This is a genomic window from Streptomyces sp. OfavH-34-F (genome assembly GCF_022347745.1).
Taxonomy (GTDB): domain Bacteria; phylum Actinomycetota; class Actinomycetes; order Streptomycetales; family Streptomycetaceae; genus Streptomyces.
Window position 1 is genome coordinate 1 of record NZ_JAKRGC010000029.1, and the last position, 21,603, is coordinate 21,603.

Annotated in this window: 19 protein-coding genes and 1 riboswitch; of the genes, 11 read left to right on the forward strand and 8 right to left on the reverse strand. The window is 71.0% G+C overall.

Features of this window, described 5'->3' with window-relative positions:
• From MHW47_RS07810 to MHW47_RS07825, 4 genes are all read left to right on the forward strand, one after another.
• Entirely contained in the window at positions 1-1,284 is a 1,284-nt protein-coding gene (locus MHW47_RS07810) for an HD-GYP domain-containing protein (protein ID WP_239221897.1), read from the forward strand.
• 91 nt (positions 1,285-1,375) lie between these two features.
• A complete protein-coding gene (locus MHW47_RS07815) occupies positions 1,376-2,368 on the forward strand; it encodes a hypothetical protein (RefSeq protein ID WP_239221898.1) in 993 nt (330 codons plus the stop codon).
• A 59-nt stretch (positions 2,369-2,427) separates the two neighbouring features.
• Complete coding sequence (gene def, locus MHW47_RS07820) at positions 2,428-3,066, forward strand: peptide deformylase (protein WP_239221899.1); 639 nt, start codon at positions 2,428-2,430, stop codon at positions 3,064-3,066.
• A 216-nt stretch (positions 3,067-3,282) separates the two neighbouring features.
• The gene (locus MHW47_RS07825) at positions 3,283-4,014 is read left to right on the forward strand and encodes a D-Ala-D-Ala carboxypeptidase family metallohydrolase (protein ID WP_239221900.1); all 732 of its coding nucleotides are present in this window, start codon (positions 3,283-3,285) and stop codon (positions 4,012-4,014) included.
• Between the two features lie 55 nt (positions 4,015-4,069).
• On the opposite strand, the gene MHW47_RS07830 is transcribed toward MHW47_RS07825, so the two are convergent.
• Positions 4,070-5,044 (reverse strand): GlxA family transcriptional regulator, encoded by a 975-nt coding sequence (locus MHW47_RS07830; RefSeq protein WP_239221901.1) that lies wholly within the window; start codon positions 5,042-5,044, stop codon positions 4,070-4,072.
• Between the two features lie 81 nt (positions 5,045-5,125).
• Here MHW47_RS07830 and MHW47_RS07835 point away from each other — a divergent pair, with 81 nt between their 5' ends.
• Positions 5,126-5,338, forward strand: coding sequence for a hypothetical protein (locus MHW47_RS07835; RefSeq protein ID WP_239221902.1), 213 nt, complete (start codon positions 5,126-5,128; stop codon positions 5,336-5,338).
• Positions 5,339-5,346: 8 nt separating this feature from the next.
• Here MHW47_RS07835 and MHW47_RS07840 read toward each other — a convergent pair whose 3' ends face one another.
• The 5 genes from MHW47_RS07840 to MHW47_RS07860 form a co-directional block, all read right to left on the reverse strand.
• Positions 5,347-6,366: a ribonucleotide-diphosphate reductase subunit beta gene (locus tag MHW47_RS07840; RefSeq protein WP_239221903.1), complete on the reverse strand. Its 1,020-nt coding sequence runs from the start codon at positions 6,364-6,366 to the stop codon at positions 5,347-5,349.
• Positions 6,363-8,759 (reverse strand): ribonucleoside-diphosphate reductase subunit alpha, encoded by a 2,397-nt coding sequence (locus tag MHW47_RS07845; RefSeq protein WP_239221904.1) that lies wholly within the window; start codon positions 8,757-8,759, stop codon positions 6,363-6,365. Before MHW47_RS07845 ends, MHW47_RS07840 begins: the two co-directional genes overlap by 4 nt.
• A 141-nt stretch (positions 8,760-8,900) precedes the next feature.
• Positions 8,901-9,032, reverse strand: a riboswitch (cobalamin riboswitch).
• A 58-nt stretch (positions 9,033-9,090) separates the two neighbouring features.
• Entirely contained in the window at positions 9,091-10,707 is a 1,617-nt protein-coding gene (mctP, locus tag MHW47_RS07850) for a monocarboxylate uptake permease MctP (RefSeq protein ID WP_239221905.1), read from the reverse strand.
• Positions 10,704-10,958, reverse strand: coding sequence for a DUF3311 domain-containing protein (locus tag MHW47_RS07855; RefSeq protein WP_239221906.1), 255 nt, complete (start codon positions 10,956-10,958; stop codon positions 10,704-10,706). The genes mctP and MHW47_RS07855 overlap by 4 nt, the downstream gene beginning before the upstream one ends.
• Positions 10,959-11,208: 250 nt before the next feature.
• Entirely contained in the window at positions 11,209-11,979 is a 771-nt protein-coding gene (locus MHW47_RS07860; RefSeq protein WP_239221923.1) for a GntR family transcriptional regulator, read from the reverse strand.
• 282 nt (positions 11,980-12,261) lie between these two features.
• Here MHW47_RS07860 and MHW47_RS07865 point away from each other — a divergent pair, with 282 nt between their 5' ends.
• The 4 genes from MHW47_RS07865 (at position 12,262) to MHW47_RS07880 (ending at position 17,090) form a co-directional block, all read left to right on the forward strand.
• Positions 12,262-13,563 carry a sugar ABC transporter substrate-binding protein gene (locus MHW47_RS07865; RefSeq protein WP_239221907.1) on the forward strand — a complete coding sequence of 434 codons (1,302 nt, stop codon included), beginning with the start codon at positions 12,262-12,264 and terminating at the stop codon, positions 13,561-13,563.
• A 134-nt stretch (positions 13,564-13,697) separates the two neighbouring features.
• Positions 13,698-14,690, forward strand: coding sequence for a carbohydrate ABC transporter permease (locus MHW47_RS07870; protein ID WP_239221908.1), 993 nt, complete (start codon positions 13,698-13,700; stop codon positions 14,688-14,690).
• A complete protein-coding gene (locus MHW47_RS07875) occupies positions 14,687-15,544 on the forward strand; it encodes a carbohydrate ABC transporter permease (RefSeq protein WP_239221909.1) in 858 nt (285 codons plus the stop codon). The genes MHW47_RS07870 and MHW47_RS07875 overlap by 4 nt, the downstream gene beginning before the upstream one ends.
• A gap of 7 nt (positions 15,545-15,551) precedes the next feature.
• Positions 15,552-17,090 (forward strand): glycoside hydrolase family 3 protein, encoded by a 1,539-nt coding sequence (locus MHW47_RS07880; protein ID WP_239221910.1) that lies wholly within the window; start codon positions 15,552-15,554, stop codon positions 17,088-17,090.
• Positions 17,091-17,169: 79 nt separating this feature from the next.
• Here MHW47_RS07880 and nagB read toward each other — a convergent pair whose 3' ends face one another.
• Entirely contained in the window at positions 17,170-17,955 is a 786-nt protein-coding gene (gene nagB / locus MHW47_RS07885) for a glucosamine-6-phosphate deaminase (RefSeq protein ID WP_239221911.1), read from the reverse strand.
• A 219-nt stretch (positions 17,956-18,174) separates the two neighbouring features.
• Between nagB and MHW47_RS07890 the strand changes: the two genes are divergently transcribed.
• Together MHW47_RS07890 and MHW47_RS07895 are read left to right on the forward strand one after the other, a co-directional pair.
• Positions 18,175-19,245: an SIS domain-containing protein gene (locus MHW47_RS07890; protein WP_239221912.1), complete on the forward strand. Its 1,071-nt coding sequence runs from the start codon at positions 18,175-18,177 to the stop codon at positions 19,243-19,245.
• Between the two features lie 370 nt (positions 19,246-19,615).
• Positions 19,616-21,082: a sensor histidine kinase gene (locus MHW47_RS07895; RefSeq protein WP_239221924.1), complete on the forward strand. Its 1,467-nt coding sequence runs from the start codon at positions 19,616-19,618 to the stop codon at positions 21,080-21,082.
• Positions 21,083-21,267: 185 nt separating this feature from the next.
• On the opposite strand, the gene MHW47_RS07900 is transcribed toward MHW47_RS07895, so the two are convergent.
• Entirely contained in the window at positions 21,268-21,525 is a 258-nt protein-coding gene (locus MHW47_RS07900) for a WhiB family transcriptional regulator (RefSeq protein WP_003953983.1), read from the reverse strand.
• Positions 21,526-21,603 lie beyond the last annotated feature (78 nt).

Genomic DNA, 21,603 nt, shown 5'->3' on the forward strand with positions numbered 1-21,603 from the left:
ATGACCCCCCGGTGGACCCGGCGGGCCCCCGTCGCCCGGGCCGTGCACGCCGCCGCCCTGCTCCTCGCCGCCACCGGGCTCGCCCACACCCTCTGGTACGGGCTGCGCGAACCGGGCCACGCCCTCGCCTTCGGCGTCCTCGTCACCATCGGCGAACTGGCCCGGCGGGGCGCCCGGCCCGGCGAGCGGGAACCCGCGCCGCTCGGTGCCGCCGGGGCCCTCGCCTACGCCCTGCTCGGCCGCAGTGACGGACAGCCCACCGGCCACGGGGTGCTCCAGGTGGTCGCGGTGCTGGTCGCGGCCCAGCTCGTCGCCTCGGTGCCGCAGCTGGCGCGGGGCGACGGCCCGGACGCCGACCAGGTGGCCCGGCGGCTGCTCACCGTGTCCTTCACTGCGGTGTGCTTCCAGCCCCTGTTCAACTCCGGCCGCTGCGAACGCTGGCTCGGCGACGGCCCGTACTACGCGGCGTTCCTGCTGCTCCTGCTGGGCCTGACCGCCCTGTGCGACGCCGTCCTGGCCGCCCTCCTGCTGCGCGCCAGGACCCGGCCCCGGGGCTCCCGCGCGACGCCCGTTCCGTACGGGCCGCTGCTGCGCGACGAGCTGCGGGCGCTGACCGGGATCGGGTCGGCGGTCTGCGCGACCGGGGCCGTCATGGCGCTCGGGGTGGCCGCCGCCGGACTGTGGGCGCTGCCCGTGCTGTGCGTGCCGCTGCTGCTGACCCAGCTCTCCTTCCGCCGGTTCGCCGCCGTCCGCACCACCTACCGGCAGACCATCGCCTCCCTCGCCCGGTCCACCGAGATCGCCGGCTACACCCCGCACGGCCACGCCCGCCGGGTGGCCGAGCTGTGCACGGCGGTCGGCCGTGAGATGGGGCTGACCGGGCCCGAGCTGACCGTCCTGGAGTACGCCGCGCTGATGCACGACATCGGCCAGCTCTCGCTGGTCGACCCGGTGCCGGCCGGGGCCACGGCCCTGCTGCCGGCCGCCGAGCAGCGCCGGATCGCCCTGCTCGGCGGGGCGGTGGTCCGGCAGACCGGGGTGGACCCCAGGGTCGCCGTCGTGGTCGAACGTCAGGCCGACCCCTATCGCGAGCAGCCGCTGTCCGCCAGGATCGTCCGGGCCGTGAACGCATACGACGACCTGTGCGGGGAAAGTCTCTCCGGGCCGCTGGGTGCGCTGGAACAGCTCAGGCTCGGAACCGGGCACGACTACCAGCCACAGGTGGTGGAAGCGCTGGCCCGGGTTCTGGCCAGGGACGGTGCTGCCCCGGTCCCGCTCGGGTAACCGATGGGTAATGAGCGGGCGTCCGGCCCGGCATGGTTGGATGCGAAGAGAGCGGTAGAACGAGGGTGTCCAGTCGGGACAGGCGGGAATCGTGAGGATCTTCGGGAAGGTACGGCATCGGCCGTCCGCCTCTTGGCGGCAGGCCACGGACCGCGCGTTCACGCTGATCGGCGACGGCCGGTACGAGGACGCGGGCGCGCTGCTGACGCGGGCGGCGGACCTGGAACCCTGGCTCTCCGAGTCGTGGTTCAACCTGGCGCTGCTGCACAAGTTCCGGCACGACTGGGAACAGGCGAGGGCCGCCGGCCTGCGGGCCGTCGCCCTGCTCGACAAGGAGTCCGGCGCCCCGGACTGGTGGAACGTGGGCATCGCCGCGACCGCCCTCCAGGACTGGCCGCTCGCGCGCCGCGCCTGGCAGGCGTACGGGCTCAAGGTGCCCGGCGGCGGCCAGCAGACCCCGGCCGCGGGCAACGAGCCGGTCGGCATGGAGCTGGGCAGCGCCGCGGTGCGGCTGTCGCCGGAGGGCGAGGCGGAGGTCGTCTGGGGCCGCCGGCTGGACCCGGCCCGGATCGAGGTGCTGTCGATCCCGCTGCCGTCCTCGGGGCGGCGCTGGGGCGAGGTCGTGCTGCACGACGGGGTGCCCAACGGCGAGCGGGTCACCGCGGCGGGCCCGTCCTACCCGGTGTTCGACGAGATCGAGCTGTGGGCGCCCTCGCCCGTGCCGACCTGGGTGGTGCTGCTCGAAGCGGCCACCGAGGCCGACCGGGACGCGCTGGAGCAGCTGGCCTCGGACGCGGGCTTCGCCGCCGAGGACTGGTCCTCGTCGGTGCGGCTGCTGTGTCGTTCCTGCTCGGAGAGCCGGATGGAGAGCGACGAGGGCGACGGCGAGCACCTGGACCCGCACGACCACAGCGAGCCCGGACATCCCGGTCCGCTGGGCCACCGCACGGCCGGTGAGCTGTGGGTGCCGGAGCGCGAGTGCGGCCTGGCGGCCCCGGCCGGACTGGTGCGCGGCCTGCTGGACGGCTGGGTGGCGGACAGCCCGGACAGCCGCGAGTGGCGGGATCTCGAAGAAGTCTGCTGACGCGTGCCCGTAGGCTATGGACGCACCGATTCGGGTTTTGAGGAAGGCGTACGGCGGACATGGCGCAGCAGGAGACGGACGAGCAGGTCAGCGTCGACGAGGAGGGCTTCCTCATCGACACCGAGGACTGTGAGGCGCGCGAGAAGGCCCACCGCGAGCGCGGCACCTCCCGTCCGATCACGGTCGTGGGCAACCCGGTCCTGCACAAGGAGTGCAAGGACGTCACGGAGTTCGGCGACGAACTGGCCGCGCTGATCGACGACATGTTCGCGAGCCAGCGGACGGCGGAGGGCGTCGGCCTGGCCGCCAACCAGATCGGCGTGGACCTCAAGGTCTTCGTCTACGACTGCCCCGACGACGACGGCGTGCGGCACGTGGGCGCCGTCTGCAACCCGGTCCTGGAGGAGCTGCCGCCCGAGGCGCGGGTCCTGGACGACTCCAACGAGGGCTGCCTCTCCGTCCCGACGGCGTACGCCTCGCTGGCCCGCCCCGACTACGCGGTGGTGCGCGGCCAGGACGCCCGGGGCAACCCCGTCCGGGTGCGCGGCACCGGGTACTTCGCGCGCTGCCTCCAGCACGAGACGGACCACCTGTACGGCTACCTGTACATCGACCGGCTCTCCAAGCGCGACCGCAAGGACGCGCTGCGGCAGATGGCGGAGAACACCCCGCGCTACGAGGTCGTCCCCAACGACTGACCCCTCTCCACGCGCCCGCGCGGGCCCGCCCGGTTCACCCGGTCCGGGCCCGCCGTTCGTTTCCCGGGCGGGGCTCTCGGGCCGTCGCTGCCGGACCGGCAGCGGACCGCCCTCGTTCGCCGCGATGTCAATTGCCATTTCTACACGCGTAGTTGACGCGCGTCGACTCGTCCGCCAGGCTCGTGACGACAACCTCCACCGTGGTAGGGAGCCCCCGTGATCAGACGATCCGCACGACTGCTGCTCAGCCTTGTCATGACCATGGCGTTCGCCTGGGGTGGTGCCGTGGTCACCGCCGGCACCGCCCAGGCGGACGGCTGCTACACCTGGACCCGCACGCTGAAGCCGGGGGCCACGGGCAACGATGTCACCCAGCTCCAGATCCGGGTCGCCGGATACCCCGGCTACAACTCCGTCCTCGCCATCGACGGCTCGTACGGCCCCGCCACCACGGCCGCCGTCAAGCGCTTCCAGGCCGCCTACGGGCTGGCCGCCGACGGCATCGCCGGCCCCGCGACCCAGTCCAAGATCTACGCCCTCCAGGACAGCGACTGCACCCCGGCCCACTTCACCTACGCCGAGATGAACCGCTGCAACAGCACCTGGTCCGGCGGCGCGGTCTCGGCGGCCACCGCCCGGTACAACGCGCTGACCACCATGTGGAAGCTGGAGGCCCTGCGCCACGCGCTCGGTGACCGGCCCATCAACGTCAACAGCGGGTTCCGCTCGACCTCCTGCAACAGCGCGGTCGGCGGCGCCACCAACAGCCGCCACCTGTACGGCGACGCGGCCGACCTCGGCGGGATCTCCTTCTGCACCCTCGCCAAGCAGGCCCGCTACCACGGCTTCCGGGGCATCCTCGGCCCCGGTTACCCCGGTCACAACGACCACGTCCACGTGAACCAGGGCCCCAACCGCTTCTGGTCGGCGCCCAGCTGCGGCATCTGAACCGCGGGTGGGGCCGCCGCTGCCCGGCGGCCCCACCCGCTCGGCGCCCCGCCGGTCAGGCCGCCTCGGTGACGGCGGACGGCCCCCGGAAGGTGCGCCGGTAGGCCTGCGGCGTCGTGCCCAGCGCCCGGACGAACTGGTGGCGCAGGGCGGCCGCGTTGCCGAAGCCGGTCCGCCCGGCGATCGTGTCCATCGTCTCCTCGGACGTCTCCAGCAGGTGCTGGGCGAGCAGGACGCGCTGGCGAAGCAGCCAGCGGTACGGCGTGGTGCCGGTCTCCTGCTGAAAGCGGCGGGCGAAGGTGCGCGGCGACATGTGCGCCTGGGCGGCGAGCTGCTCGACGGTCATCTCCCGGTCGAGGTGGCGCTCCATCCACGCCAGCGTGTCGCCCACCGTGTCGCACCGGGTGCGGGGGAGCGGCCGCTCGATGTACTGCGCCTGGCCCCCGTCCCGGTGCGGGGGCACCACCATCCGGCGGGCGATGGTGTTGGCCGCGGCCGGCCCGTACGCCTGGCGGACCAGGTGCAGGCAGGCGTCGATCCCCGCCGCCGTCCCCGCCGACGTGGTGACCGGCCCGTCCTCCACGTACAGCACGTCCGGCTCGACCGCGGCGGCCGGGAAGCGGCGGGCCAGGTCGTCGGCGTGCCGCCAGTGCGTGGTGCAGCGACGGCCGTCCAGCAGCCCGGCCGCGCCCAGCAGATAGGCCCCCGAGCACACGCTGAGGACCCGGGCCCCCCGGTCCACGGCCGTGCGCAGCGCGGCCAGCACCTCCTCAGGGAACTCCCGGTCCCCGAAGCGGCTGCCCGCCGGCACGGCGATCAGGTCCGCCTCCTCCAGCCGGTCGAGGCCGTAGGGGGTCTCGATGGTGAACCCGGCGTGGGTCCGCAGCCGGGGCCCCTCGCCGGAGACCACGGCGAAATCGTGTACCGGCAGCCCGTCGTCGCTGCGGTCGAGGCCGAACACCTCGCACAGCACGCCGAGTTCGAACGGGTGGACGTCATCGAGCATCAGGGCGGCGACGTTGTTCAGCATGGCATCAGTGTGGCAGTAATTCGATGCTGTGTGACAGTCCTGCCACTGCCGTCGGATCGCCCGGACAAGGACAGTAGAGGCATGAACACATTCCTCGACCTCCTCGGCATTTCCGCACTTTTCGCCCTCGTCCTGCTGCCGGCCGTGCTCGGCATCGCCCGCGAGCGCCGCATCGACCGCGAGCTGCGCGAAGCGGAACAGGACCGGAGCACCCACCCACCGCAAAGCGCGGACGCCGCGCGGCCGGCGGGGGCCGCACGGCGTCCGTACGTCAGGAGCTGGGCGAGGATCTAGGGCGTGTCCTAGAACTCGTCGTCGAAGGAGACCGAGCCCTCCACCGCCACCTGGTAGGCGGAGGGGCGCCGCTCGAAGAAGTTCGTCAGCTCCTGGACCCCCTGGAGCTCCATGAACGCGAACGGGTTCTGCGAGCCGTACACCGCCGGGAAGCCCAGCCGGACCAGCCGCTGGTCGGCCACGCACTCCAGGTACGCGCGCATCGAATCGGTGTTCATGCCGGGCAGCCCGTCCCCGCACAGATCGCGCCCGAACTGCAGCTCCGCCTCGACGGCCTCCCGCAGCATGTCGGTGACCTGCCGCTCCAGCTCGTCGTCGAAGAGGTCCGGCTCCTCCTTGCGGACGGTGTCCACGACCTCGAACGCGAAGTTCATGTGCATCGTCTCGTCGCGGAAGACCCAGTTGGTGCCCGTGGCGAGGCCGTGCAGCAGACCGCGCGAGCGGAACCAGTACACGTACGCGAAGGCGCCGTAGAAGAACAGCCCCTCGATGCACGCCGCGAAGCAGATCAGGTTGAGCAGGAAACGGCGGCGGTCCGCCTTCGTCTCCAGCCGGTCGATCTTCTCCACCGAGTCCATCCACCGGAAGCAGAACTGCGCCTTCTCGCGGATGGAGGGGATGTTCTCCACGGCCGCGAAGGCGGCGGCCCGGTCGTCCGGGTCGGGCAGGTAGGTGTCGAGCAGCGTCAGATAGAACTGGACGTGCACGGCCTCCTCGAACAGCTGCCGCGACAGGTACAGCCGGGCCTCGGGGGAGTTGATGTGCTTGTACAGCGTCAGCACCAGGTTGTTCGCGACGATCGAGTCACCCGTCGCGAAGAACGCCACCAGCCGGCCGATCAGGTGCTGCTCGGCGGGCGTCATCTTCGCCAGGTCGGCCACGTCCGAGTGGAGATCGACCTCCTCCACGTGCCAGGTGTTCTTGATCGCGTCCCGGTAGCGCTCGTAGAAGTCCGGGTAGCGCATCGGCCGCAGGGTCAGTTCGAAGCCCGGGTCGAGCAGGTTCTTCTCGGTGGCGGTGGTGGTCACTGGCAGGCCTCGCAGGATTCGGGGTTTTCCAGGGAGCAGGCGATGGCGTCCGCGTCGGGCGCCTGCTGCACGGGGACGGGGGCGGCGGCCGCGGCCCGGCCGGACGCGGCCCGCGCGATCCGGGTCGCCGGCCGGGACCGCAGGTAGTACGTCGTCTTCAGGCCCTGCTTCCAGGCGTACGCGTACATCGAGGAGAGCTTCCCGATCGTCGGCGTCTCCAGGAACAGGTTGAGCGACTGGCTCTGGTCCAGGTACGGCGTACGGGCCGCGGCCATGTCGATCAGGGCGCGCTGCGGGATCTCCCACGCGGTGCGGTACAGCGCCCGCACCTCCTCGGGAATCCAGGCGAAGTCCCGTACCGAGCCGTTCGACTCGCGCAGCGCCTCACGCGTCCGCGCGTCCCACACGCCCAGCCGCTTCAGGTCCTCCACCAGGTAGCCGTTGACCTGGAGGAACTCCCCGCTCAGCGTCTCGCGCTTGAAGAGGTTCGACACCTGGGGCTCGACGCACTCGTAGACGCCCGCGATGGAGGCGATCGTGGCCGTCGGGGCGATGGCCAGGAGCAGCGAGTTGCGCATCCCGGACCGCGCGACCCGGGCGCGCAGCACCTCCCAGCGCTCCGGCCAGGCCGGCTCGGTGGCGTAGTGGTCGGGGTGCAGGACCCCGCGCGCGGCCCGGGTCTCGGACCAGGCGGGCAGCGGGCCGGAGCGCTCCGCGAGGTCGCAGGACGCCTCGTAGGCCGCGAGCATGATCCGCTCGGCGATCTTCGTGGAGAGCGCGCGGGCCTCCGGCGAGTCGAAGGGGAGCCGGAGCCGGAAGAACACGTCCTGGAGCCCCATGGCGCCCAGGCCCACCGGCCGCCAGCGGGCGTTGGACCGGCCGGCCTCCTCGGTCGGGTAGAAGTTGATGTCCACCACCCGGTCCAGGAAGGTCACCGCCGTGCGCACGGTGGCGTCCAGGCGCTCCCAGTCGATCGAGCCGTCCGCGACGAACGCCCCCAGGTTGACCGAGCCGAGGTTGCACACGGCGGTCTCGCCGTCGTCGGTGACCTCCAGGATCTCGGTGCACAGGTTCGAGGAGTGCACCACCCGGCCCGGCTCGGCGGTCTGGTTGGCGGTGCGGTTGGACGCGTCCTTGAACGTCATCCAGCCCTGGCCCGTCTGCGCCAGGGTGCGCATCATCCGGCCGTACAGCTCGCGGGCCGGCAGGGTCTTGCGGGCCAGGCCCTTCGCCTCGGCCGCCCGGTACGCGGCGTCGAACGCGTCGCCCCACAGGTCCACCAGCTCCGGCACGTCCGCCGGGGAGAACAGCGACCAGGTGCCGTCGGCGTCCACCCGCCGCATGAACTCGTCCGGAATCCAGTGCGCCAGGTTCAGGTTGTGCGTGCGGCGGGCGTCCTCGCCGGTGTTGTCGCGCAGCTCCAGGAACTCCTCGATGTCCGCGTGCCAGGTCTCCAGGTACACCGCGGCGGCACCCTTGCGCCGGCCGCCCTGGTTCACGGCGGCGACGGAGGCGTCCAGCGTCTTGAGGAACGGCACGATGCCGTTGGAGTGCCCGTTGGTGCCCCGGATCAGGGAGCCGCGGGCGCGCACCCGGGAGTAGGACAGGCCGATGCCGCCCGCGTGCTTGGAGAGCCGGGCCACCTGGTGGTAGCGGTCGTAGATGGAGTCCAGCTCGTCCAGCGGCGAGTCCAGCAGATAGCAGGAGGACATCTGCGGGTGGCGGGTGCCGGAGTTGAAGAGGGTGGGCGAGGAGGGCAGGTAGTCCAGCCGGCTCATCAGCCCGTACAGCGCGGCGACCTCGTCCAGCGCCCGCGCGGACTCGTCCTCGGCGAGCCCGGCGGCGACCCGGAGCATGAAGTGCTGGGGCGTCTCGACGACCTGGCGGGTGTGCGGGTGGCGCAGCAGGTAGCGGCTGTGCAGGGTGCGCAGTCCGAAGTAGCCGAACCGGTCGTCGGCGCCGTCCGCGAGGGCCCGTTCCACCAGCGCGTCGAGCGCCGCCGCGTGTGCGGTGACGAAGGCGGCGGTGCGGTCCGCGATCAGGCCCTCGCGGTGGCCCACGGTGACGGACGCGGAGAACGAGGTGGCGCCCTGGCCGGCGGCCTCGTCCGCGATGGACCGGGTGAGCAGCCGGGCGGCGAGCCGGGAGTAGGCGGGGTCCTCGGAGATCAGCCCGGCCGCGGCCTCGGTGGCCAGGGCGCGCAGTTCGGCCGCGTCGGACCGGGCGCTGCGGCCGCGCAGGGCGGTGGCGGCGACCCGGCCCGGGTCGGTGTCGGGCAGGTCGGCGGTGAGGTCGGTCAGGGTCCGCAGCAGTGCGGTGCCGGGCCCGTCGCTCGCGGGTCCGCTCGGTGCGGAACCGGCCGCCGCGGCCGGATCGGCTGGCGCGATGGTCACGGGGTGCTCTCCCTCGCTCGGCTCTGGGCCGGCGGGGAGCGGGGGCAGCCGGGCAGGAGCGGGCCCGGCGCGGGGCAGCACTCCGTACGGCGTCCACCGGCCCATCCCACGAGGCCCGGACGTCTGGGCGCCCGGCTCGGTCGAACCGGACGCGCTGTCGGCAGGTCCTCGGACTGACGGGTGCGCGAAAGCGCACCGAATACACCGTTGCGGGACAGTTCCGGATTCGCACCGGATTCCCCTGCGGCGACAGCGAGCATGAGCATACATGTGGGGGCTGCCCGATCGGACAGCCCCCACATGTTGTGTCGTGCGCGCCGGGCGCGGGCGGTCAGTGGCCGCCCGGCGCCCCCGCGGTGGCCGGCGGCAGCTCGGTCTTGACGCCCGGGTCGCCCGCGTCCGCGGTGTAGTCGCCCGGCGAGGTCTCGTCGATGCCGGCGGGCGCCTTGACGGCGTTCAGGACGAGGGTCAGCACCACGGTGACCGCGACGTTCAGCACGAAGGCCGTCAGCCCGATGTAGCCGATCTCGCCGATACCGGGGATCTTGTCGGAGGAGCCGCCGAAGTGCTTCTGGGTCGGGCTGGCGACCCCGTACGCGGCGGCCGTGCCGTAGATCATCCCGGCCGCCCAGCCGGCCAGCAGCGCCCAGCGGTGGAACCAGCGGGTGAACAGCCCGCCGACCAGGGCCGGCATGGTCTGGAGGATCCAGATGCCGCCCAGCAGCTGGAAGTTGATCGCGACCGTCTTGTCCATGGTGAGGACGAAGGCGAGCGCGCCGACCTTGACCAGCAGCGAGACCACCTTGGAGACCTTGGTCTCCTGCTCGGGCGTCGCGTCCGGCTTGAGGAAGTCCTTGTAGATGTTGCGGGTGAAGAGGTTGGCGGCGGCGATGGACATGATCGCGGCGGGTACCAGGGCGCCGATGCCGATTGCGGCGAACGCCACCCCGGCGAACCAGTCGGGGAACATGTTCTCGAACAGCTGCGGGATGGCGAGCTGGCCGTTGTCCACCTTGACGCCGGCCGCGATCGCCATGAAGCCGAGCAGCGCGAGCAGGCCCAGCATCAGGGAGTACAGCGGCAGGATGGTGGTGTTGCGGCGGATCACCTCACGGCTGCGGCTGGAGAGCGTCGCCGTGATGGAGTGCGGGTACATGAACAGGGCGAGCGCGGAGCCCAGCGCCAGCGTCGCGTACCCCCACTGCCCGGCCTCGGCGGGCACCAGGCCGCCCGCGCCCGCTTCGGTGAACTTGTCCTGGGCGGCGGCGAAGACGTCGTCGAAGCCGCCGAGCTTGATCGGGATGTAGATGATCGCCACCGCGATGACGAGGTAGATCAGCCCGTCCTTGACGAACGCGATCAGCGCGGGCGCCCGCAGCCCCGAGGAGTAGGTGTACGCGGCGAGCACCGCGAAGGCGATGAGCAGCGGCAGGTCCTTGACGAACCAGTTGGTGTTCTCGCCGCCGCCGACGCCCATCACGTCCAGCACCGCCTGGATGCCGACGAGTTGGAGCGCGATGTACGGCATGGTGGCGAGGATGCCGGTGACCGCGACGGCCAGCGAGAGCCCCTTGGAGCCGAAACGGCCGCGGACGAAGTCCGAGGTGGTGACGTAGCCGTGCTTGTGCGAGACCGACCACAGGCGCGGCAGGAAGGTGAAGATCAGCGGGTAGACCAGGATGGTGTACGGGACCGCGAAGAAGCCGGCCGCGCCCGCCGCGTAGATCGCCGCCGGAACGGCGACGAAGGTGTACGCGGTGTAGAGGTCGCCGCCGAGCAGGAACCAGGTCACCCAGGTGCCGAACGACCGTCCGCCCAGGCCCCATTCGTCGAGGCTGGCCTCGTTCTCGGCCTTGCGCCAGCGGGCGGCCATGAAGCCCATGACCGTGACGGCCACGAAGAAGAAGATGAAGACGGCGAGCGCGACGCCGTTGACCCCGTCCGTCATGCCGACGCACCCCCCTTGCGGGCGCGCTGGTCACGCTGCCACAGCTTGTACGCGACCATCGTGAGCGCCGTGGAGATCAGCACCCAGAGCATCTGGTACCAGTAGAAGAAGGGGATGCCGATGAAGGCAGGGTCGGTCTTCGCGTACGAACCCACCCAGAGCATCGCCACGAACGGCGCGACGAGACAGAGCGCGATGACCACCCGCGCCGGTGTGACGACGGGTGGCTTTCCTTCTGGTTCTTCCGGCATGGCGGCGACTCCGTCCCCTCGCTGATCACCTGTAGTGCGCAGGAAATCTAGGGGAGCGTCCCGGCCACCGTCACCCCCTGTCCGCATTGCGGTCCGGCAACGGTCGTCACGGACCGGTCGGATGGCCGGAATGGCGCCAAACGTCCGCGAGTTGGTCCGGTCCAATCCGGTGCGGGGACGGGTCGCGGCACGCCGAACGGCCCCCGGAGGCGGGTCCGGGGGCCGTGGGCGAGGACATGCGTGCGAGGGGTCAGTCCAGCGGACGCTTCAGCCGGGCCACGAACTTGTAGCGGTCGCCGCGGTAGACGGACCGCACCCACTCGACCGGCTCGCCCTGCTCGTCCAGCGAGTGCCGGGACAGCATCAGCATCGGCAGGCCGACGTCCGTGCCGAGCAGGCCGGCCTCGCGCGGCGTGGCCAGGGAGGTCTCGATGGTCTCCTCGGCCTCCGCCAGCCGGACGTCGTACACCTCGGCCAGCGCGGTGTAGAGCGAGGTGTACTTCACCAGCGAACGGCGCAGCGCCGGGAAGCGCTTGGCCGAGAGGTGGGTGGTCTCGATGGCCATCGGCTCGCCGCTCGCCAGACGCAGGCGCTCGATGCGCAGCACGCGTCCGCCGGCGCTGATGTCGAGCAGCCCGGCGAGGGTGTCGTCGGCGGTGACATAGCCGATGTCCAGGAGCTGCGAGGTGGGTTCGAGCCCCTGGGCGCGCATGTCCTCGGTGTAGGAGGTGAGTTGCAGCGCCTGGGAGACCTTCGGCTTGGCGACGAAGGTGCCCTTGCCCTGGATGCGCTCCAGCCGGCCCTCGACGACCAGCTCCTGGAGCGCCTGGCGCACGGTGGTGCGCGAGGTGTCGAACTCCGCCGCCAGGGTCCGTTCCGGGGGAACGGGAGTGCCCGGCGGCATGGTGTCCGTCATGTCGAGGAGATGTCGCTTCAGCCGGTAGTACTTGGGGACACGCGCGGTCCGCGCGCCGGCTCCCGCGCCCGTCTCGTTGTCCGTACTGCCCCCGTCGGCACCCATGGCCCGCCTTCCCGACTGCTGCGTTGCTGCCGTCACCGGCTCCTCCGTCTGTCGCGGCTCACATGGTGGCACGGTCCGGTCACGGCTGGTCGCCCTCCCTCAGGTGTCGGTCCTATAACGGACGCGAGTGCACTTCTTATACACCCTTGACACCCCTAAAGGTCTAGGCCAAGCTCCCGGTACTGGTCTAAACCATTAAAGACCAGGTCCCAGCCCCAGCAGTACTCGTCGACGTTGTCTTGCGTGGTGGGCAGGGGTTGCAGCATCCCTGAGGAGGGTGGCGTGAAGCGCAAGCTCATCGCGGCGATCGGCGTCGCGGGCATGTTGGTTTCCATCGCGGCGTGCGGTTCGGACGACGACAAGGCCTCGTCGAAGGACCCGAAGGACCGCAAGGAAACGCTCACCGTCTGGCTGATGTCGGACGCGCAGAGCACATGGCCGGAACTGGTCAAGGACGTCAACAAGCAGTTCAAGGCCAAGTACCCCAATGTCACGGTCAAGGTCCAGTACCAGCAGTGGGGCGACAAGGCCAAGAAGCTCGACGCCGCTCTGGCCGGCGACAAGTTCCCGGATGTGGTGGAGCTCGGCAACACCGAGACCATGACCTACATCCTCAACGGGGCGCTCGGCGAGATCGACCCGAAGAAGTACGAGAACTCGGACACCTGGATCAAGGGCCTCGCGGACACCTGCGCCTTCGAGGGCAAGCAGTACTGCGTTCCTTACTACGCCGGCGCCCGTGTCGCGATTTACAACAAGGACATGTTCAAGGCCGGCACCGGCAAGGACACCCTTCCCGAGACCCAGGACGAGCTGACCGCCGCGCTCGACAAGATCGGCGAGAAGTACGGCAAGGACAAGGCGTTCTCGCCGCTGTACCTGCCGGGTCGCTACTGGTACGCCGCGATGTCCTACGTCGCTGCCGAGGGCGGCCAGATCGCCAAGTACGACGAGGGCAAGAAGGAGTGGAAGTCCACTCTCTCGACCCCGGAGGCCCAGAAGGGCATCACCGAGTTCGTCGAGCTCGTCAAGAAGTACAACCACGGCGACAAGACCAAGGACGAGGCGGACCACGCCAACGTCATGGCCAACGAGAAGACCGCGCTTCTCTACGGCAACGGCTGGGAGGCCGGCAGCGTCGTCGACTCCAAGGCGAACGGCAACCCGAAGCTGGAAGGCAAGATCGCCACGGCCGGTATGCCCGGCCCGAACGGCAAGGCGCTCCCCTCCTTCATCGGCGGCTCGGACCTCGCCACCATCTCCAAGTCGAAGATCCAGGACCTCGGCGAGGAGTGGATCGCGCTCTTCACCTCCGAGAAGTCGGAGGAGGTTCTCGCCTCGAAGAACATCCTCCCGAACAACACCAAGCAGCTCGAGCCGCTGAAGGCCAAGCCGGAGACCGCGGCCGTCGCCAACGCCGTCCCGGACGCCTGGTTCACCCCGATCGCCCCCGGCTGGACCGCGATCGAGAAGAAGGAAACGCTCGAGATCATGCTGCTCGACATCATCAAGGGCAAGTCGGTCGAGGAGGCCACCAAGGCGGCCGACGCGGAGATCGACTCGATGATCAACAAGGAGTCCTGAGCCCCTGGCTCACGGCATGACGAGTCGGTGAGCGTGCGATACCGACTCAGCTGATCATCTGCGGGGGTGGTGGGCCCGAAAGGGGCTGCCACCCCCGTCCTCCGGTATCCGGTCCGAAACGGAAGGCAAGCACAATGAGTGCCGCCGATATGAAAGCAGCCGACCCGCCGGTGTCCGTCCCGCGGGCCCCTGAGAGCGAACCTCAGCTCGCGAAGAACGTGAACCGTAAACCGCGGAAGGCCGGCGCTCTGCTGCCGTACCTCCTCATAGCACCGGCGTTCGTCGCCATCGCCGCAGTCTTCGTCTGGCCCTTCATCAAGACGATCATCATGTCCTTCCAGGACGTGGGCCGGCGCGAACTCTGGTCCGGAGACAGCCCGCCGTGGGTCGGCTTCGACCAGTTCACCAACATCCTCGGCGACGGCGAGTTCTGGGACGTCGTCTGGCGGACGGTCATCTTCATGGTCGTCTGCGTGGTCGCCACCATGGCCGGCGGCCTCGCCCTGGCCATGATCATGCAGCGGATGTCCACCTGGGTCCGGCTGCTGCTGACCGCCGCGCTGATCGCCGCCTGGTCGATGCCGCTGCTGGTCGCCACCTCCATCTTCCGGTGGTTCGCGGACTCCGACTACGGCGTCCTCAACATGGTGCTCACCAAGTACCTCGGGATCGACGCGCAGGGCCACAACTGGTTCCTCGACCCGAAGCAGGGCTTCGTCATCATCGGCGCGGTCGTCGTCTGGGGAGCCATCCCGTTCGTCACCGTGACGCTCTACGCCGCGCTCACCCAGGTCCCCCAGGAACTGGAGGAGGCCGCGTCCCTGGACGGCGCCGGCACGACCGGGATCTTCCGCTTCGTCACCTGGCCGGTCATCAAGCCCGTCTTCCAGATGGTCGCCACCCTCTCCGTGCTCTGGGACTTCAACGTCTTCGCCCAGATCTTCCTGATGCGCGGCAACAAGCCCGAGCCGGAGTACTCCGTCCTCGGCATCTACTCCTTCGAGAAAGCGTTCGAGTCCAACTCGTTCAGCCAGGGTGCTGCCATCTCGCTCATCACGGTCCTGCTGCTCTCCGGCGTCGCCGTGTACTACCTGCGCCAGCTGCTCAAGATCGGAGAGGTCGAGTGAGCACCTCCACCCCCCAGGTCCTCCGACCGGACCGCAAGAAGAGCCGCATCGGCTACAACATCGCCGGCCTCGTCGCCTTCGTGCTCATGGCCTTCCCGGTCTACTGGCTGGTGATCAGCGCGCTGCGCCCCAACGCGGAGATCCGCAGCTACGACCAGACCCTCTGGCCGTCGTCGATCACATTCGACAACTTCTCCCGCGCCATCAACCAGCCGAACTTCGGCACCGCCATCGAGTCCAGCCTGATCGTCTGCGGCGTCGCCGTCCTGGGCGGCATGCTGCTCGCCACGATCGCCGCCTTCGCGATCGGCCGGTTCCAGTTCCGCGGCCGCAAGTTCTTCATGATCGTGCTGCTCGTCGTCCAGCTCCTGCCCCCGACGGCGATGCTCATTCCCATCTACATCCAGCTGAACGACCTCGGTGGGCTGAACGAGTACTGGGGCGTCATCGTCATCTACCTCGTCTCCACCCTGCCGTTCGCCACCTGGATGATCCGCGGCTTCGTGATCAACATCCCGCAGGAGCTGGAGGAGTCGGCCATGGTCGACGGCTGCAGCCGGATGGGCGCCTTCTGGCGGGTCACCTTCCCGCTGCTGGCCCCCGGCCTCGCCGCCGCCTCGATCTTCTCGCTCATCACGGCGTGGAACGAGTACCTGCTGGCCTACGTCGTCCTCCAGGACAACGACAAGTACACCCTCAACGTGTGGCTGATGAACTTCACGACCTCGCGCGGCATCGACTACGGGGCGCTGATGGCCGCCTCCACGCTGATCGCCATTCCGGTCGTGGCCTTCTTCCTGCTCGTGCAGAAGCACATGGCGACCGGCCTCACCTCCGGCGCCGTGAAGGGATGACGCCCCGATGACCACCCTCGTATCCACCACGGACACCGTCACCCGCGACGCCCTCGCCGTCCTGCAGCCCGGCTTCACCGGCACCACGGCACCGGAGTGGCTGCTGCGCCGGGTCGGCGAAGGACTGTCCTCCGTCGGCCTGTTCGGCCGGAACATCGAGACGCCCGAGCAGCTCGCCGCGCTCACCGCCCAGCTCAGGGCCGAGCGGGACGACGTGCTCGTCGCCATCGACGAGGAGGGCGGCGACGTCACCCGCCTGGAGGTCCGGCACGGCTCCTCCTTCCCGGGCAACCTGGCGCTCGGCGCGGTCGACGACGCGGAGCTGACCCGCGCCGTCGCCCACGAGCTGGGCCGCCGGCTCGCCGAGTGCGGGGTCAACCTCAACTGGGCCCCGTCCGCGGACGTCAACTCCAACCCCGGCAACCCGGTCATCGGCGTCCGCTCCTTCGGCGCCGACCCGGAGCTGGTCGCCCGGCACACCGCCGCCTACGTCGAGGGCCTGCAGGCCGCCGGCGTCGCCGCCTGCACCAAGCACTTCCCCGGTCACGGCGACACCGCGGTCGACTCGCACCACGCGCTGCCGCGCATCGACGTGGACCTGGAGACCCTGCACGCCCGCGAACTCGTGCCCTTCCGGGCGGCCATCGCGGCCGGCTCCAAGTCGGTGATGAGCGCCCACATCCTGCTCCCCGCCCTCGACCCGGACCGGCCGGCGACGCTCAGCCCGCAGATCCTCACCGGGCTGCTGCGCCGGGAGCTGGGGTACGACGGGCTGATCGTGACCGACGCCGTGGAGATGCAGGCCATCGCCTCGACGTACGGGATCGAACGCGGCTCCGTCCTCGCCGTCGCGGCCGGTGCCGACGCGCTCTGCGTCGGCGGCGGGCTCGACGACGACAGCACCGTGCTCCGGCTGCGCGACGCGCTGGTCGCCGCGGTGCGCTCCGGTGAACTTCCCGAGGAGCGGCTCGCCGACGCCGCCGCACGGGTACGGGCCCTCGCGTCCTGGACGCGGGAGGCCAGGGGGGCCGGCCGGGAGCCGGGCGCGGCAGTGCAGGAGGGGACCGCGCCCGGCACCCTGCGGAGCACCGGCATCGCCTCGGACATCGGCCTGGTGGCCGCCCGCCGTGCGGTGAAGGTGACCGGCACGCCGGAACCGCTCACCGGCCCGGCGTACGTGGCCGCCTTCACCCCGGTCGCCAACATCGCGGTCGGCGACGAGACCCCCTGGGGCGTCGCGGCCGAGCTGGCCCGCCTGGTGCCGGGCACCGCGACCGACACGTACGACAGCGCGTCCGAGGCCCCGGCCGCGGCGGTGCTGGAGGCCGCGGGGGAGCGGCGCGTCGTCGCCGTGGTCCGCGACGCGCACCGCCACCCGTGGATGGGCGAGGCCCTGGACGCGCTGCTGGCGGCGCGCCCGGACACCGTCGTGGTCGAGATGGGCGTGCCCCAGGCCGAGCCGCGGGGCGCCCTGTACATCGCCACGCACGGCGCCGCCCGGGTCTGCGGCCAGGCCGCCGCGGAGATCATCGCGGGTACCGCGTAACGCACACGGAAAGGGCCGGGACACCGTTCAGGTGTCCCGGCCCTTTCGCGTGGCGCGGGCGCGCGAGGCGCGGGGGGTCCTACAGCCCCTGCCAGGCCGGCTTCGCGGCGTAGGTGGCGCGGAAGTAGTCCGCCAGCTTCAGCTTCGACGCGGCGGCCTCGTCGACCACCACCGTCGCGTGCGGGTGCAGCTGGAGCGCGGAGGCGGGCACGACCGAGGCGACCGGACCCTCCACCGTCGCCGCCACGGCGTCCGCCTTGCCCTCGCCGGTCGCGAGGAGGATCGGGTGGCGGGCCTCCAGGATGGTGCCGATGCCCTGGGTGATGACGTGGTGCGGCACCTGCTCGATGTCGTCGTCGAAGAAGCGCGCGTTGTCGATCCGGGTCTGCTCGGTGAGCGTCTTGATCCGGGTGCGCGAGGCGAGCGAGGAGCACGGCTCGTTGAAGCCGATGTGCCCGTCGGTGCCGATGCCGAGCAGCTGGAGGTCCACCCCGCCGGCCTCGGCGAGCGCCTTGTCGTACGCCTCGCAGGCCGCCTGGACGTCCTCGGCGGAGCCGTCGGGGCCCATGAACGCGTCCTCGGACAGGCCGAGCGGTTCGACGACCTCGCGCAGCACCACGGAGCGGTACGACTCGGGGTGGCCCACCGGCAGCCCCACGTACTCGTCGAGCTGGCAGATGCGGGCGCGCGAGGCGTCCACGGCACCGGAGCGGACCATGTCCGCGAGGGCCTGGTAGATGGGCAGCGGGGTAGAGCCGGTGGCAACGCCGAGAAGGGCGTCGGGCTTGCGGCTCAGCAGGGCGCCGATGGCCCCCGCGATCAGTTCGCCGCCTGCCTTGGCGTCCGGGACGATGACAACTTCCACGCGGGGCCTGCCGATCCGATCGAGAGTGACGATATGTGGTATAGACCAATCAAGTTCCCAATCTAGCAGACTCGCGCCGCTCCGACACGGCCGTCCCGGCACCCGGACCCCCGCCGGCCGGGCCCGCCCGCCATCCCGCCGGACCCCGCCCGCTGGCGGCCCCCGCGCGCCCCGTGCTCGACTGGTCCGGTCCATCGCGACCACCGGGAGGCACCCGACATGTCCGCCACCGACCCGGCCGACGACCGCGAGCGGCCCGGCCACATCATGTCCGCCGAGATGGCCGAGCAGCCCGTGGTGCTCCGCCGCATCCTGGAGCGCGGTGCGCCCGCCATCCGCCGGACCGCCGAGCGCGTCGCGGCCCGCAACCCGCGCTTCGTCCTGCTCACCGCCCGCGGCACCTCCGACAACGCGGCGCTCTACGCCAAGTACCTGCTGGAGATCACGATGGGGTTGCCCTGCGGCCTCTCCTCGATGTCCACCACCACCGCGTACGGCGCCCGGCCCGACCTGCGCGACGTCCTGGTGATCACCGTCAGCCAGTCCGGCGGCTCCCCGGACCTGGTGGCCTCGACCAGGGCCGCGCGGGAGGCCGGGGCGGTCACCCTGGCGGTGACCAACAACCCGGACTCACCGCTCGCGGCCGTCTCCGAGTTCCACATCGACATCCTGGCCGGCCCCGAGCGGGCGCTGCCGGCCACCAAGACGTACACCGCGTCCCTGCTCGCGCTCTACCTGTTCGTCGAGGGGCTGCGCGGCGGCGACGGGGCGGCGGCCGCGGTGCTGCCCGAGCGCGCCGAGGCGGTGCTCGCCCGCAAGGACGAGGTACGGGCCCTGGCGTCCCGGTACCGCTTCGCCGAGCGCATGGTCATCACCTCGCGCGGCTACGGCTACCCCACGGCCAAGGAGGCCGCCCTCAAGCTCATGGAGACCAGCTACATCCCCGCGCTCTCCTACTCCGGCGCCGATCTGCTGCACGGCCCGCTCGCGATGGTCGACAACATCTCGCCGGTGATCGCCGTGGTGACCGACGGCCGGGGCGGCGAGGCCCTGCAGCCCGTCCTGGACCGGCTGCGCGGCCGGGGCGCCGACCTCTTCGTCGTCGGCCCGAAGGCACAGGTGGAGGCGGCCAGCGCGGGCTTCGTGCTGCCGACCTCCGGCGTCGCCGAGGAGGTCCAGCCGGTCCTGGAGATCCTGCCGCTCCAGATGCTGGCCCACGAGGTGACGATCGCGCGCGGTCAGGACCCGGACGCGCCGCGCGCGCTCGCGAAGGTCACCGAGACCCGGTGAGGGGCCGCGTGAGAGAGGACGGGCCCCGGACAAACCCGCGGGCCGCGGCGCCGGGTCGGGACCCTCAGCCCGACCAGCACCGCAGCCCGGAGTGGGGCCGCCCTCGCGGGCGGCCGGCTCGGCCGGCGGTGTGCGGTGCCCCCGGCCGGGGGGAGGCACCGGCGCAGTCAGGGCAGAAGGCGCGGTACCTCGGTCCGCTCTCCTGTGCGGGGAGAGCGGAGGTTCGTACAGTCATCATTGTGGACTAGACCAATAGCCGCTGTCCATCCACAGGGCACGCCGAAGCGGGCCCTTCTTTCCTGCACGTACGGGCAGGCTTTCCGGTTCGGAACGGTACGCCTCCACGGGTACGCTCGCACACGTGCCCTCCATGAACGACCTCGTACGCCAGCACACCGCCCTGAGCGACACCGACCTCGAGTGGCTCCATCTGCTGGTTTCGGAGTGGCAGTTGCTCTCCGACCTCTCCTTCGCCGACCTGGTGCTGTGGGTTCCCACCCGCGACGGCACCCGCTACGTCTCCGTCGCCCAGATGCGGCCCAACACCGGCCCCACGTCCTACCAGGACGACATGGTCGGCCATCTGGTGCCGCGCGGCCGGCGCCCGCTGCTCGACGCCGCCCTGGACGAGGGCCGCATCGTGCGCGAGGGCGACCCCGAGTGGCGCGAGGAGGTCCCCGTACGGGTCGAGTCGATCCCGGTGCGCAGGGAGGGCCGGGTGCTCGGCGTCATCGCGCGCAACACCAACCTGCTCACCGTCCGCACCCCTTCGCGGCTGGAGCTGACCTACCTGCAGTCGGCGTCCGACCTGGCCCAGATGATCGCCGCCGGAACCTTCCCGTTCCCCGGCCAGCAGGTGGACATGGACGCCTCGCCGCGCGTCGGTGACGGCCTGATCCGGCTCGACGCCGACGGCGTCGTGCACTACGCCAGCCCCAACGGCCTCTCCGCCTACCACCGCCTGGGCCTCGCCTCGGACCTGGTCGGCCAGCACCTCGGCCAGATCACCGCCGAACTCGCCCCGTCCCGGGGGCCGGTGGACGAGGCCCTGGTCAAGCTCGCCAGCGGGTACGCGCCCCGTGAGTTCGAGGTGGAGTGCTCGGGCGGGGTGATCCAGCTCCGCGCGATCCCGCTCAAGCCGAAGGGCGTCCGCATCGGCTCCCTGGTCCTCCTCCGGGACGTGACGGAACTGCGCCGCCGCGAGCGCGAGTTGATCACCAAGGACGCCACCATCCGGGAGATCCACCACCGGGTGAAGAACAACCTCCAGACCGTCGCTGCCCTGCTGCGGCTCCAGGCCCGCCGGATGGACTCGCCGCAGGGCCGTGAGGCGCTCAACGAGGCGGTGCGGCGCGTCGGTTCCATCGCCATCGTCCATGAGACGCTGTCCCAGAACCTGGACGAGCGGGTGGAGTTCGACGACATCGCGGACCGGGTCATCGCGATGGTCGCCGAGATCTCACCGGGCAAGGTCACCTGCCGCCGCACCGGACGCTTCGGGGTGCTCGACGCCGAGGTGGCCACCCCGCTGTCGATGGTCCTCACCGAGGTGCTGCAGAACGCCCTGGAACACGCCTTCTCCGTCGCGGAGTCGGGCACGGTGGAGGTCTCCGCCGTACGGGGCGGCTCGCCCACCGAGGGGCGGCTGCTGATCACCGTCCAGGACGACGGCTGCGGACTGCCCGAGGGGTTCGACCCGCAGCAGGCCGGCAACCTCGGCCTGCAGATCGTCCGCACGCTGGTCGAGGGGGAGCTGGGCGGTTCGTTCGGCATGGTCCCGGCGCCGGAGCGCGGTACGCAGGTGGTCCTCGACATCCCGGTCCGCAACGAGAAGTAGCGGCCCGCCGCACACGGCAGAGAGCCCGGACCGTCGGTGAACGGTCCGGGCTCTCTGGTCAAGCGTGCGCTTCGGGGGTACTGCGCGCTGCGACTCGGGGGGCTGGGCGGTACGTACGCGCTGTCACGGAGTGATGCCGTCAGGCACACGCGCCGCCTGGCTGAGGTTCGTAGCGGTGGCGTCGGTCAGGCGCTGGCGTTGCGCGCCCGGTTGCGAGCGGCGCGGCGCTTCATTGCGCGGCGCTCGTCCTCGCTGAGGCCACCCCAGACGCCGGAGTCCTGGCCGGACTCGAGCGCCCACTGCAGGCACTGCTCCATGACGGGGCAGCGACGGCAGACGGCCTTGGCTTCCTCGATCTGCAGCAGCGCAGGACCGGTGTTGCCGATGGGGAAGAACAGCTCCGGGTCTTCCTCACGACAAACGGCGTTGTGACGCCAGTCCATGGCTGCTACCTCTCCTTGGTATTACGTACTGTGGCTTGTGAATGTGAACGCTTTCACGAATCCCCCCGCAGGTGTAGG

Bases quoted from the DNA above. Each gene is read 5' to 3' on its own strand.
- MHW47_RS07855 (WP_239221906.1), bottom strand. From the start codon at position 10,958: ATGCCGGAAGAACCAGAAGGAAAGCCACCCGTCGTCACACCGGCGCGG.
- mctP (WP_239221905.1), bottom strand. From the start codon at position 10,707: ATGACGGACGGGGTCAACGGCGTCGCGCTCGCCGTCTTCATCTTCTTC.
- def (WP_239221899.1), top strand. From the start codon at position 2,428: ATGGCGCAGCAGGAGACGGACGAGCAGGTCAGCGTCGACGAGGAGGGC.
- MHW47_RS07900 (WP_003953983.1), bottom strand. From the start codon at position 21,525: ATGGACTGGCGTCACAACGCCGTTTGTCGTGAGGAAGACCCGGAGCTG.
- MHW47_RS07890 (WP_239221912.1), top strand. From the start codon at position 18,175: ATGTCCGCCACCGACCCGGCCGACGACCGCGAGCGGCCCGGCCACATC.
- MHW47_RS07870 (WP_239221908.1), top strand. From the start codon at position 13,698: ATGAGTGCCGCCGATATGAAAGCAGCCGACCCGCCGGTGTCCGTCCCG.
- MHW47_RS07895 (WP_239221924.1), top strand. From the start codon at position 19,616: ATGAACGACCTCGTACGCCAGCACACCGCCCTGAGCGACACCGACCTC.
- MHW47_RS07880 (WP_239221910.1), top strand. From the start codon at position 15,552: ATGACCACCCTCGTATCCACCACGGACACCGTCACCCGCGACGCCCTC.
- MHW47_RS07860 (WP_239221923.1), bottom strand. From the start codon at position 11,979: ATGGGTGCCGACGGGGGCAGTACGGACAACGAGACGGGCGCGGGAGCC.
- MHW47_RS07835 (WP_239221902.1), top strand. From the start codon at position 5,126: ATGAACACATTCCTCGACCTCCTCGGCATTTCCGCACTTTTCGCCCTC.
- MHW47_RS07810 (WP_239221897.1), top strand. From the start codon at position 1: ATGACCCCCCGGTGGACCCGGCGGGCCCCCGTCGCCCGGGCCGTGCAC.
- MHW47_RS07830 (WP_239221901.1), bottom strand. From the start codon at position 5,044: ATGCTGAACAACGTCGCCGCCCTGATGCTCGATGACGTCCACCCGTTC.